This is a genomic window from Psychrobacter sp. UBA6739 (genome assembly GCF_002453835.1).
Lineage (GTDB): Bacteria > Pseudomonadota > Gammaproteobacteria > Pseudomonadales > Moraxellaceae > Psychrobacter > Psychrobacter immobilis_A.
Genome location: NZ_DKHR01000055.1, coordinates 13,736 through 27,282 on the forward strand (window position 1 = coordinate 13,736; position 13,547 = coordinate 27,282).

The window sequence follows — 13,547 nt, forward strand, 5'->3', positions numbered from 1 at the left end:
TTTAGAATAACGTCTAATCATCATGACGTGGGTTTTGCGGTGCATCAAGAGGAAATGGCTGAGTCACATAATCGACCGTACTAATTGCCGCCGTAAACGCATGAATACTGGTGTCTGTATCTTCATAACGTATGGTGGCAACATTATTATCAGGATCAAGCTCGATGGCCGTCACCCCTGTGATATTTTTCAGCGCTGTCATCACACTCTTTAATCCTTCATCATTATCGATATTTTCGATACTGACTGTTGCTGTTTGCATCGCCATAATCTCAGCCTCTTATTGTCTGTGAATACATTAATGGGTATCTAACACCTCAAAGCCCTTAACCAAGTCATCAATTTGCTTCAACTGACGCAAAAACGGCTCTAACTGGCTCATACGTAGCGCACACGGACCATCGCATTTTGCAGTTTCTGGATTTGGATGCGCCTCTAGAAACAACCCTGCCAGTCCTGTCGCCATCCCTGCTCGTGCCAATGTTGTGATTTGTTCACGGCGTCCACCCGCACTATCGCTACGGCCGCCTGGCTGCTGTAAGCTATGCGTCACATCAAAAAATACGGGGATATCCATCTGCTTCATGGTATCAAAACCAAGCATATCAACGACCAAATTATTGTAACCAAAGGCACTGCCGCGCTCACAAAGGATCAACTTATCGTTACCGCCTTCAAGGCATTTGTTCACGATATGGCGCATCTCATGCGGCGCTAAAAACTGCGCTTTTTTGATATTGATAATCGCATCCGTCTTCGCCATCGCGTGTACTAAATCTGTCTGACGTGATAAGAATGCAGGTAGTTGAATGATATCTGCGACTTCAGCGACGGGTGCCGCTTGATACGGCTCATGCACATCCGTGATAATAGGAACTTGGAATTTTTCTTTGATTTGCCCCAGCCAATCAATACCTTGCTCTAATCCAGGACCTCGATATGAGTGCAGGCTTGAACGGTTGGCTTTATCAAAACTGGCTTTGAAAACATAGCCAATGCCCAAACGCTGACATATTTCGATATATTGCTCTGCAATCTCGAAGGCCAATTCCTTTGATTCTAAGACATTCATACCACCGAACAACACGAATGGCTGGTCGTTACCGATATTAAGAGTATTGCCATTTGGCGTAGTAAGTTTGATATGTGATTGCGCCGTTGATAAATGTTGCATGAAGTCGTTACCCTCTTTATTGTTATTAATATTTCTATCCCATATTGTAACCGATAGACTCAGTAAAAAAAGGGGTTAAGCGTAATTGCTGACCAACCATTAGAAAAATTGTCATTTTTATTGCTTAAAAACAATCTCATTCATAGCCACAGTCATAAAATTAAACGCAAAAAAAAGACCAATCCGAAGATCAGTCTTTTTTATACATGTAAGTTTTTATGCATTAACGATTATTTGCTTTCGTTATAGTTCTTAGCTGCTTTTACAAAGCTGTTGAACAGTGGATGACCACCGCGTGGCGAGCTAGTAAATTCAGGATGGAACTGTACGGCGACAAACCAAGGATGATCAGCAATCTCGACTGATTCTACTAGATGCTGCTTGGCAGAATAACCAGATATGGTCATGCCTGCTTGCTCTAATGGCTCGATATAGCGATTGTTCATCTCATAACGATGGCGATGACGTTCAGTGATATTTTTAGCGCCATAAATTTGGCTAAGCTTGCTGCCAGCAACCAGTTCGGCTTGCTGCGCGCCTAGACGCATAGTGCCACCAAGGTCAGAGTCATCGCTACGAATCTGTAATTCGCCGCGCTCATCTAACCACTCAGTGATGAGACCAATGATAGGCTCTGCCGTTTTGCGATCAAACTCAGAAGAGTTGGCATCGATTTTGAGTACATTACGCGCGTACTCAATCACTGCTAGCTGCATACCAAGGCAAATACCTAAATATGGCACGTTGTTTTCACGAGCATAAGTGATGGCTTTTATCTTACCATTGGTACCACGCTCACCAAAACCACCCGGTACTAGGATGGCATCAGCATTGTGTAGCTGCGCCAATAAGCTATCATCGTCTTCTAGACGCTCAGCATCAACATAGTCAATTTTGACATCGGCTTTATGAGTGATACCAGCATGCAGCAGTGCTTCGTTGATCGACTTATAAGCATCAGGTAACTCGACGTATTTACCAACCATCGCTACCGTAAGGCTCATTTCAGGATTAAGCTGCGCTTCAACCACTTTGTCCCAATCACTCAAATCTGCTTCTGGTACATCTAAACCAAAACGCTCACAGATCAAATCATCAAGATCCTGCTCATGAAGCGTGCGTGGTATTTGATAAATACTTTGCGCATCTTCACACATAATGACTGCACGCTCTTCCACATTGGTGAACAACGCTATTTTGCGACGGTTGTCTTGCGAGATGTGGTGATCAGAGCGGCAAATCAATATGTCAGGCTGCAAACCGATAGAACGTAGCTCTTTTACTGAATGCTGCGTTGGTTTGGTTTTGGTTTCGCCTGCACTAGCAATGTAAGGAACTAGCGTCAAATGCATCAGCATGGCTCTATTGCGACCAAGCTCTACTTGCATTTGGCGGACGGCTTCCATAAATGGTAACGATTCGATGTCACCAACCGTACCGCCAATCTCAATAATAGCGATATCATAACCTTCACCACTGGCTAAGATTTTACTCTTAATTTCATCAGTGATATGTGGAATAACTTGTACTGTACCACCAAGATATTCACCACGGCGCTCTTTATTCAAGACGTTTTGATAGATACGACCACTAGTAAAGTTATTGCTCTTACTCATTTTTGAATGGCGTAAGAAGCGCTCATAGTAACCCAAATCTAAATCAGTCTCTGCACCATCTTCGGTGACGAATACTTCGCCATGCTGGAATGGGCTCATCGTACCTGGATCGACGTTGATGTACGGATCCATCTTGGTCATCGTGACGGTCACGCCACGGGCTTCTAAGACCGCTGCAAGAGAGGCTGCGGTGATACCTTTTCCTAGTGAGGACACTACCCCACCGGTCACAAATATAAACTTGGTCATAGTACTCTGTCGGTAATTGGTAAAGAAGGATTTTACTAAAAATACGTCAAAAAATATAGGGCAAAAGCATAAACTCTTTGAAACATTCAAGTTTTAGTACTTAGCTATTATAACGCACTACCCACTCAAAAAGGATATAACAAAAAAAACTCACCCCGAAGGATGAGTTTTTATAATCAGATTCTAATGCTTAGATTAGAATTTGTATTCTAGACCAGTACCAACTACGAATACTTCAGCATCGCCTTTTACCTTGGCAAGTATGTCTTTATTAGTAATAGGATCTTTAACACCAGTGTTATACATAGTATTAACGTTATCAGCATTGTTCATACCAGCATAGGCATGCATGATGATATTGTCTTTAAAGAAGTACTTACCGCCAACAACGATCTGATCTGATTCAGCGTTATCAATACCAGCTAGATTGTCAGTCTTGTTGTACTGAGTGTAAATAGAAGCTGGACGTGCAAAGTTAGCTAGCGCCATTTGAGCACTCACAACTAGACCTTTTTCTTTTTCAGAACCAGTAAAGTCATAATCTGCAACCTGATACAAAGCACCGAGTGTTATAGGGGCTGCGATGTATTTTCCTAAGTCTACAGTGGCCGTACCACGGATGATATCACCATTGATGTTTTGGTCTTTATCATAAGCCACACCAGCAGTGAAGCCTGTACCTTGGTCAAACATCATTGCAACACCGAAGCCCGCATCATTGTTGAAATTATCATCATCAGAGCTATACATAGCATACAATTCTAATGGTAGGTTATTGTATTTTGGTGCAGCCCAGATCACTGAGCTATTAATACGACCACTATCAGCCATATTCAACGCTTCAACAACGTCGTCTTCCATTTCATTCGTACCCATGTTATCCCAATAGCCTTCGTTAACAACAACGTTGTTAATTTTGTCTAGGCTAGATTGGTTTTTACCAACACGGAACTCACCGAATTGCTTGTTATTAATACCTAGGTATGTATCACGGTTAGAGAAAGTATCATTATCACCATCGATGCTTGTGCCATACTCTAATTGATAAATAACATCAGTATTAGCAGTCATGGCTTCAGAGCCTTTGAAACCTAAACGTGAAGAATGAGAGTTGATTTCTATTGTATCTTCATCAAAGTCATTTACATTACCAACTGAATTATATTCAGCATTAACGTAGTCGGCAGCTAAGAATGCTTTACCATAAACAGTTGGTGCTGCATTGGCTGCAGATACAGATAAGGCAGCAACTGCTGTAGCTAAAAGTAGTTTTTTCATGGGGTATCTCCACTTTACAATTTTAGTAATAAGCTAGCTATTATTAGCTGGTGCTCATAATGGTATCGTCACAAATCCTCAAAGATATAATGTGTAACTGGCTACCGAGATTAGTCAGAAACAAGTGTGGCGAAGTTCTATTACAGTAAGATGAAAAAAACAATGACTTACATAACTGGGATTAAAAAGTAAATGCCATGTAATCTTAGGTCTTTATCGCTCCGTTGCGTAACATCCGTTACCAAACTCATACTTCGAATACAAGCATAACAACTTTGACATAATTTGCAACATTTTTTTTAGATTTTTAAACCCAGTATTTGTTGAACACCATATCTACTATAGAATGTGGTTCATTGTAAAAAAATCCCTATCTGCTCAAATAGATAAAGATATTATTGATTAATATAATTACCAAGAACTTGAAACTATCGTAATGAATACTCTTTGATTAACAAAAATAAAGCCGTACTTGTTCATTAACAAGTACGGCTAATAAAAAATAATAAATGTGGTTTATGACATACTGACAGTCACAATTGAGATCGAAAAATTGCTACAAGAACAGTAAAAAAGGTATTTTCACTGCTCTTGTTTCCAGACTATAACCTTAGTCAATGGCTATCACAGACTTCTTATTAAGTATAAAAACCAAGAAGAAGCCTAGTCAGTCATATAAGTCTCATAATGTAATATCAAGCATGCCATATTCTAATATTAACCTGCGCAATATTAGCAGCCTGCTTTTAGATCAAGGCGTGCCTGATGTAATAATGGCTCAGTATAGCCACTCGGCTGCTCGCGACCTTTAAACACTAAGTCACAGGCCGCTTTGAATGCATAAGAGTGGTCAAAGCTATCTGCCATCGTCTGATAGTCACTATCGCCTGCATTTTGCTCATCAACTACTTTTGCCATACGCTTCATCGTATCCATCACTTGCTGCTCGCTCACGACATCGTGATGCAACCAGTTGGCAATATGTTGACTTGAGATACGTAAAGTCGCACGGTCTTCCATTAGACCCACATCATTGATATCCGGTACTTTAGAACAACCAACGCCTTGGTTTACCCAACGCACAACATATCCTAAGATGCCCTGAGCATTATTGTCTAGCTCTTGCTGTTTCTCTTCATCTGTCCAATTAGTATTTTTTGCTAATGGAATGGTCAAAATGTCGTCTAAGCTGGCACGCTCACGTGATTTTAGGCTGTCTTGAACATCAGCAACACTCACTTGATGATAGTGCATGCTGTGCAAGGTTGCCCCTGTTGGTGACGGTACCCATGCGGTACTGGCTCCAGACTTAGGATGTGCAGCTTTGGTGTCCATCATCTCTTTCATCTCGTCAGGCTTCGCCCACATGCCTTTACCAATCTGAGCAACACCTTGTAAACCAGTCTCTAAACCGATATCAACGTTCCACTGCTCATAAGCTGGCTGCCATGCTTGTGACTTCATCTCACCCTTAGGTACAAATGGACCTGCATTCATGCTGGTATGCATCTCATCACCAGTACGATCTAAGAAACCTGTGTTGATGAAAATGACACGCTCTTTCGCTTGGCGGATGGCTTCTTTCAAGTTGACCGTCATACGGCGCTCTTCATCCATGATACCGATTTTGATGGTATTACGCTCTAATCCTAATAAGTCTTCTACTGCATTGAATAAATCGTTGGCCATTTTGACTTCTTCAGGACCATGCATTTTTGGTTTAACGATATACATTGAACCTTTACGTGAATTCGATAGCGCATTTTTACCTTTAAGGTCATTGAGCGTTAATAGTGGTGTAATCAAGCCATCCATTAAGCCTTCAAATATTTGTTCTTGACCATCACCCAAGTCGACCAATATTGCAGGGTTTTGCATGAGGTGACCGACGTTACGAATCAGCAATAACGAACGACCTGGCAGGATAAGCTTACCACCATCTGGGGTAGTGTATTCACGATCTGGATTTTGCTGACGTGTGCGGGTTTTGCCACCTTTTTCAAAGGTTTCTTGCAAATCACCATTCATGAGACCAAGCCAATTGCGATACACTTCCACTTTTTCTTCTGCATCGACGGCAGCGATTGAGTCTTCACAGTCTTGAATTGCCGTAATAGCTGACTCTAGCAGCACATCTTTGATATGTGCAGGGTCGTCTTTACCGACTGGATGATTGGCATCTATTTGAATCTCTGCATGCAAACCGTTGTTTTTTAATAAAATACCCGTTGGGCTTTCTGCATCACCGACGAAACCAACGAATTTTTCGGCATCTTTTAGCTCAGTACTGCTATCACCTTGGACAATTTCAAGCTTACCATCGACCACTTTAAAGCCGGTCGCATCGTTATATGAACCTGACGCCAATGCAAAGTTTTCATCTAGGAATTGTTTGGCATAAGCAACGACAGCAGCACCGCGTGTTGGATTGTAACCACCTTTTGCTTCTTGACCATTTTCGTCACTGATAACGTCAGTACCATATAAAGCATCATACAAGCTGCCCCAACGAGCGTTGGTTGCGTTCAATGCGTAGCGCGCATTACGTACTGGTACGACCAACTGCGGACCTGCAATATGAGCAATCTCGTCATCGACATTTTCTGTGCTAACTTTAAAATCATCGCCTTCTGGCAACAGATAGCCAATCTCTTGTAAGAATGCTTTGTAAGCAGGATAATCAATATTGCCGTCTTTGGCAGGATGTTGCAGGTGCCACTGGTCAATCTGCGCTTGAATCTTGTCACGAGTTGCAAGCAATGCTTTATTGCGCGGCGTAAACTCTTTAATGACTTTTTCAAAACCTGACCAATAACTGTCTGAATCAACACCGACTTTCGGCAGCACTTCGTTTTCAATAAAGTCATACAATTGCTGGTCGATGGCAAGAATGCCTTTTTGAATACGATTGGCGTTAGAAGACTGGCTCATGTTGTTATCCTTATCTGTTCGTGAGGGGTGTGAATACGAAGTTGCTACCGCAATGATTACACATTGTCGGTCTTAAACATCTATTCCAAATTTAGATGAAATACTAAGCAAACCTACTGATATATCATACAAGCTTGTGGTGACTAGCGAATTAACTATTTATGCTATGCTATTAACCTATATTTTTGCCGCTTTAGCCATTAGCATGGTCAAAGCATTTATAACGGATGATGGTATCAACCTTGCTTAATGTACTCAGTGTACGATTTGAGCTCGGTTGCCTTGTGCCCACTGTAAACGGTTTCAACTGCATAACATTGGCAAGCATCATCACTGCGACAACACAATATAGCGACACATCAATAGTAAGACAAAATAGCGCTTAAGCGAAATATCATCCTACTATCAAATAAAGAAATAAACAAGAAAACATCATTCACTAGATAAATACTGGGGTTGTATTATAATGATAACCTATATGACACAGGCGCTAAGAGGTTTTATTAGTACTCATTGATTAGTACCTGATATAGCATAGACAAACTGTCAGTAATCACTACCCCACGGATTTATGCTTAACCGTTATCTATTTAATATTAAAAAAAGATTTTTTAAACGTTCGATTATGGCAAAAACTATGAATAAAGAAGATATAAGAACCAAGAACAGTAACGACAAAGTTATGAACGACAGTATTATAGAAGAACCTCGTATAGTAAAAGACGAGATAGAAGAGGACGATGTCGATATCACAAAGCTACGCACCCCGATCAAGGTTGACCTATCTGCTGTTTATAATTTTTTGGGTGCGCGCACAACGCAAGCTTGGGTTGATGCGGCGATTGCAAATGTACCGCTGATCATTCAAGATCATGCCAATTGCGAAAAAAAGGCCGCTGGCACTGCCATGAATCTCATATTCCGCTATGAGTTTTCTTATGATTTGCAGCGTAAATTGGCGCAATTGATACGTGAAGAAATGCTTCATTATGAGCAGGTCTTAGGTATTATGAATGACCGTGGTCAGGCGTGGAAATATCTGAGTGCTGGACGTTATGCCAAAGGCATGTTAAAACACAAACGTACTTATGAGCCAGCAGCGATGGTTGATGTATTGATAATTGGCGCATTTATCGAAGCACGCTCTTGTGAGCGTTTTGCCGCCCTTGCTGAGGTCATCGACGACGAACGTTTGGCAAAGTATTACCGCTACTTACTTAAGTCAGAGAGTCGTCACTTTGAGGATTATTTAGCCTTGGCTCAATCACTGTCTGAGGACAGTATTGATGAGCGCGTCGCATTTTTTAAAGAAGTAGAAGCAGAACTGATTTCTAGCCCAGATCATGAGCTACGCTTTCATAGCGGTACGCCTGCTTAAATACATAAGATTAGGTATCACTTTAGATTAAATACCCTCTTATACAGTGAAAGTTATACAGCAAAAAAGTGAAGTAATTAACCAAGCTTCATGCTCTGGTCTGCTACTTCACTTATTAGCCTTTTATTTGAACTTTTTTATAGCAAAATGAATGGTTATTTATCATCTTTCATCAATGAGCTGTCGTACTGTTTGCTATCCTTCGCAACATGATGAGGATCGTGATCATCGGTTGCTCTTTCTGCCGCTGCTGGATTGACTTTTTGTAGCGCATCATCAGGTACGATGCCATGGTTATCGTTCGCATCTCTTAACTGATGGTCTTCTTGGTTGACAGCCTTGTCATCTGGCGTATTCATCATTACTCCTTATTATCATCATAGTCATTCTATAAAGATAAAAAATCTGTATTTAATCAATATTTTATAAAAGGCTATTAATCTTTTTCATCAGGATTTAACACTCGTGTTTGGGCATTATCGATATTTGCATAACGATTCATGTTGTTAATACTTTCGCTTTTGGATGTCTCGCTAACCATCGTATGCTCATTCACGCCATCATCAAAGGCATTACCTTCTTGGTCTCGGCGATCAGGCTGACGTGCGGGGTTGTCATTATCATTAACATGCTCTGAGTGGACGACGCCTTCTTTAAAAGTATCCGTTCCTTTATTTTCAGTGATGTTCTTTTCAATACCACTATCACTATGCTCATTAGAAGTAGGACTACTAGGTAGGCTATTAGCAGAATCATGACTATTGATTGAGTCATCATTTTCACTGATGCGTGTCTTGGTAAGTGCTGGATCATTGGTTTGCATGGCTATATCCTTATTATTGTTATTCGTGTTTTAGCAATTGCTTAATGTGCTTAGATTTTTTATGGCGGTTTAGCAAATGGTGAGCCTGATTTAATACCCAACTCAACCTAGCCAGCAATTCATACTATTCATTGCCTTCTTGGCTTAGGTCATAGGCATTCAAATCTGCGACGTTCTTGCCACCAGCGGGTAAATTCTCTTCTTTACGAGGGTCAACATATATCTCGTCGGTTTCTTGCGACTCTTGTTGTGGACCATCGATATTAGGTTCGTGCTTACGACCTTCATAACTGTCTTGTACATTGTCTAGGTGTAAAGCGGCTGGATCACTAACTGGTACCGCTTCTTCATGGTTTGGATGAGTATTATTTGGCATTGCAGTTCCCTCGCATCAATATGTCATTCATAGATAAAATAAGTTAATACAAATATTTATGTCACAGCTTATTTATCATTTATCCGTACGCAAATCATCTTCAATAAAAGAGGTTTGCTCGTCTTTATTTAATGCTTCAGGTGCATCGACCGCTTTATTATCTTGAAGGTTTTGCGCAATTTGCTGACTGTCTGCTTGCTCAGCAGCTTTTTTGATATCTGATGTGTCATTATCGATATTGCTCATAACGTGTTTCCTATTTTTATAATTCGTTGATTTAGGCAGTCCCTACTCTTTTTCGTAATACGAGCAATTTTGCGTGAATTACTAGAGTGCTAATTATTTATTAAACCATCAAACCCGTTTAATAATAGCGTGAGGGCTGATCTTGATTATAAGGATGAGATAACGTACTGCACTAGTGTGCTGCCGTATCAATATGTGAATAAATGTGAGGTTACAAGACAGTTTGTAACTTAGACAAATCGTTTATCCAAAAAAAAACCAAGCATAGAAAGTACTCTATACTTGGTTTTTTGCTTGATATTTATTGATTGTAAAGACGTGTTTACCACTTTGAAGATGTCGTTGAAATATTAAGCTAGCTTGATGCGTCAACGCCATTAATCACTTTTAATAAATACTCTTGAGCGGTATGCGGCGTTTCACCTGCGGCTGATTGCAGCTGCTGCCAAACACCATCACCGCTAAGTATCCACGCTTGGGTATTGTCTTTCAGATAGTTAAGTAAACCGTCTTGATATACTTGTTGAAACAGTTTTTTGTCTTCGATTGGAAACGCCACTTCGACGCGATGGAATAAATTACGATCCATCCAGTCTGCACTACCACAATATAAGCGTTCGTCGCCATTATTATAGAAATAATAAACACGCGTATGCTCTAAAAAACGCCCAATAACAGAGCGTACAGTAATGTTTTCTGACAGACCTTTTACTTGCGGACGCAAACAACACATGGAGCGTAAGATGAGCTCGATTTTGACGCCTGCTTGCGAGGCATCGTATAACTTGCTAATCAATCGACGTTCGGTTAAAGCATTAACCTTAACGATAATATGAGCGCGCTTGCCGGCTTTTGCATGAGCAATTTCATCATCGATAAAACTTATCAACTTATCATGCAAGGTAAAAGGCGCATGCAGCAGCTTTTTGAGATTGGCAGGCTTACCCATTCCCGTCAGCTCTTGAAATATATTATGTACATCCTCTGAGATATCAGGATCTGCGCTAAATAAACCATAATCGGTATAAACTTTGGCATTGGCGGCATGATAGTTGCCCGTCCCTAAATGCACATAGCGGCGGATTCGATCATCCTCACGGCGCACAATAAGCATCAGCTTGGCGTGGGTTTTATAGCCGACAATCCCGTACACGACGACCGCACCCGCTTCTTGCAAATAATTGGCGACAGCGATATTAGAGGCTTCATCGAAACGCGCACGCAGCTCGATGACGGCAGTGACTTCTTTACCATTACGAGCAGCAGCAGCCAATGCTTTAACGATTTCTGAATTGGTGCCTGAGCGGTACAGTGTCTGCTTAATCGCTAACACTTTTGGATCGCTCGCCGCTTGCCAAAGCAGATTGATAATCGGTGAAAACGCATGAAAAGGATGATGCACCAGCACATCGCTTTTACGCATGGCGGCAAACATACTGGTTGCTTTGTCCAGCTTATCCATCTCACGGCGGAACTCTTTTGGCACCACATGGGTAAAGGGCTGATAGCGCAGCGCTGGAATATTGAAATCAAACAATAAGCGCGTTAAGTTGACAGGACCATTGACGCGGTACAGTTGATTGTCATGCAGCTCAAACTCATTGAGCAAATAATCGCTGATAGGCGTTGGACAATCGGTGGTGACTTCTAGCCGCACTTTATCACCGAAGCGGCGGTTTTCTAGCTCGCCCTCCAGAGCTTTAGCAATATCCTCAACATCATCAGCCAAATCTAAATCGGCATTGCGCGTCAGTCTAAACTGATGGCAGCCCGTCACACTCATACCAGGGAACAGCTCACCGATATGCTCATGAATAATAGCTGAGAGCATGACGTGGTGTTCTTTGCCACCTGTCAGCTCATCAGGCAGGCGAATCACGCGCGGCAAACTGCGCGGTGCGGGCACAATCGCTAGATTGATATCACGACCAAAGGCATCTTTACCTTCTAAAGTGGCAATGAAGTTTAAGCTCTTATTGACCAAACGCGGAAACGGATGCGCCGGATCGATGCTAATCGGTGTCAACACTGGCGATACTTGCTCAGTGAAGTAGCGCTTCATCCATGCCGACTGCTCAGCATTTAGCTCATCGCGTTTTAGATAACGGATATCCTCAAGCGCCAGTGCAGGTAAGATATCTTCATTGAGAATACGATATTGCTCAGCGATGGCGTCGTGCATTACGGTAGATATCTCATTCAGCACTTCACTGGGACGCATGCCATGAACACTGGTCGAGACATCACCAATATTGAGCTTTTGCATAATGCCTGCGACACGAATCTCAAAAAACTCATCAATATTCGATGAGAAAATAATCAAGAAAAACAAGCGCTCAAGTAGCGGATGACGAGGACTTGCCGCCTGCGCTAAGACACGTAAATGAAACTGTAATAAAGACAAGTCGCGATTGATATAACTGCTGGGTGAATAGCTGCCGTCTTCTGAACGCTGCCACGCAACCTCAGTTAAATTGTCATTGCGACTCTCTGTATGGCTTTTATTATCAACTGCTATCACTGTATTATTGCTATCAGTGTCCTGCTTATTATTCACATCCATCACGTCACTACTCCTTTGCGTTATCGATACGCCATCATCTTTAATACCAATTGTCTTTTATAATCGCTTTTCCACTAAGAAATTTATCAGGGTTCTTTCTTCATTCATTATTACTCGAAACTGCCATTCAAAACTATCGCTTAAAACTATCACTTGAAACCGTCACTTAAAACTATCATGCAAAAACACAGCACTATTTATTAAATGGTCATGGGTACAATCCATTAAGCCGATTGTGGTAACACCGCATTGCTCATGCGCTTTTTGATAATACGTTGTTTATTGCGCAAACGTCTATCACCCTGATTGTCTTCGTAGTATTTTGGATTGGTCAACATAGCGATAAGTAAGGCTGATTCATCACGGTTCAGCTTGGCTGCAGATTTATCAAAGTAATGCTGAGCTGCTGCTTCGATACCATAAATGCCATTGCCAAACTCTGCCACATTGAGATAAGCAGTCAAGATACGCTGCTTGTCCCATAATGTCTCAATCATGACAGTGATAATCGCTTCCTCAATTTTACGAACATACGAGCGATGCGAGGTCAAAAATAAGTTTTTTGCTAGCTGCTGGGTAATCGTCGAGCCACCAGCGGACATCTTACCCGTCTCTTCATTTTTCTTACGTGCCGCCTCAATGCCTTTGAAATCAAAACCATTGTGCTGACTAAATGTCGAATCCTCACTCACTATCGCGGCTTGTTTGGCAGATTTTGCGATGGCATCGTATTCCGCCCAAGTTTGGGTGACAGTACCACCCGTCAAACGATGAGTCAGCATAAACATGCTGTTATTAATCGGCTGCGTTTTCCAAATTAATAGTAGCCCAGCGACTAATACATGAAATGCGACGACCAATAGCATGATTGCCATCAATAATCGTTTGAAAAATTTGCCAAAACTTGCCATGC

The 13,547-nt window shown here is 41.6% G+C and carries 12 protein-coding genes; 1 reads left to right on the forward strand and 11 read right to left on the reverse strand.

Annotated features, from left to right (window positions below):
- Positions 1-13 precede the first annotated feature (13 nt).
- The 5 genes from B2575_RS11870 to B2575_RS11890 form a co-directional block, all read right to left on the reverse strand.
- Positions 14-268 (reverse strand): heavy-metal-associated domain-containing protein, encoded by a 255-nt coding sequence (locus tag B2575_RS11870; RefSeq protein WP_201560351.1) that lies wholly within the window; start codon positions 266-268, stop codon positions 14-16.
- A gap of 30 nt (positions 269-298) precedes the next feature.
- The gene (gene kdsA / locus B2575_RS11875; protein ID WP_201560352.1) at positions 299-1,174 is read right to left on the reverse strand and encodes a 3-deoxy-8-phosphooctulonate synthase; all 876 of its coding nucleotides are present in this window, start codon (positions 1,172-1,174) and stop codon (positions 299-301) included.
- 230 nt (positions 1,175-1,404) lie between these two features.
- Positions 1,405-3,039 (reverse strand): CTP synthase, encoded by a 1,635-nt coding sequence (locus B2575_RS11880; RefSeq protein ID WP_045444494.1) that lies wholly within the window; start codon positions 3,037-3,039, stop codon positions 1,405-1,407.
- A 195-nt stretch (positions 3,040-3,234) separates the two neighbouring features.
- Positions 3,235-4,317 (reverse strand): porin, encoded by a 1,083-nt coding sequence (locus tag B2575_RS11885; RefSeq protein WP_060491653.1) that lies wholly within the window; start codon positions 4,315-4,317, stop codon positions 3,235-3,237.
- Between the two features lie 732 nt (positions 4,318-5,049).
- The gene (locus B2575_RS11890; protein WP_296242254.1) at positions 5,050-7,248 is read right to left on the reverse strand and encodes a malate synthase G; all 2,199 of its coding nucleotides are present in this window, start codon (positions 7,246-7,248) and stop codon (positions 5,050-5,052) included.
- Positions 7,249-7,930: 682 nt separating this feature from the next.
- Between B2575_RS11890 and B2575_RS11895 the strand changes: the two genes are divergently transcribed.
- Positions 7,931-8,626, forward strand: a complete 696-nt coding sequence (locus B2575_RS11895) for a tRNA-(ms[2]io[6]A)-hydroxylase (protein WP_414707439.1) — start codon at positions 7,931-7,933, stop codon at positions 8,624-8,626.
- 155 nt (positions 8,627-8,781) lie between these two features.
- Here the strand turns inward: B2575_RS11895 and B2575_RS11900 are convergent, their stop codons facing one another.
- The 6 genes from B2575_RS11900 to mtgA all read right to left on the reverse strand — a co-directional run bounded on the left by B2575_RS11900 (position 8,782) and on the right by mtgA (position 13,545).
- Positions 8,782-8,985, reverse strand: a complete 204-nt coding sequence (locus tag B2575_RS11900) for a hypothetical protein (protein ID WP_201540196.1) — start codon at positions 8,983-8,985, stop codon at positions 8,782-8,784.
- Positions 8,986-9,062: 77 nt separating this feature from the next.
- Positions 9,063-9,449 carry a hypothetical protein gene (locus B2575_RS11905; protein ID WP_296242258.1) on the reverse strand — a complete coding sequence of 129 codons (387 nt, stop codon included), beginning with the start codon at positions 9,447-9,449 and terminating at the stop codon, positions 9,063-9,065.
- A 124-nt stretch (positions 9,450-9,573) separates the two neighbouring features.
- Positions 9,574-9,825, reverse strand: coding sequence for a hypothetical protein (locus B2575_RS11910; protein ID WP_045453166.1), 252 nt, complete (start codon positions 9,823-9,825; stop codon positions 9,574-9,576).
- Between the two features lie 75 nt (positions 9,826-9,900).
- Entirely contained in the window at positions 9,901-10,071 is a 171-nt protein-coding gene (locus tag B2575_RS11915; RefSeq protein WP_238049442.1) for a hypothetical protein, read from the reverse strand.
- 355 nt (positions 10,072-10,426) lie between these two features.
- Positions 10,427-12,634 carry a polyphosphate kinase 1 gene (gene ppk1, locus B2575_RS11920; protein ID WP_296242260.1) on the reverse strand — a complete coding sequence of 736 codons (2,208 nt, stop codon included), beginning with the start codon at positions 12,632-12,634 and terminating at the stop codon, positions 10,427-10,429.
- A gap of 224 nt (positions 12,635-12,858) precedes the next feature.
- Positions 12,859-13,545 carry a monofunctional biosynthetic peptidoglycan transglycosylase gene (gene mtgA, locus B2575_RS11925; protein WP_045453173.1) on the reverse strand — a complete coding sequence of 229 codons (687 nt, stop codon included), beginning with the start codon at positions 13,543-13,545 and terminating at the stop codon, positions 12,859-12,861.
- Between the last annotated feature and the right edge of the window lie 2 nt (positions 13,546-13,547).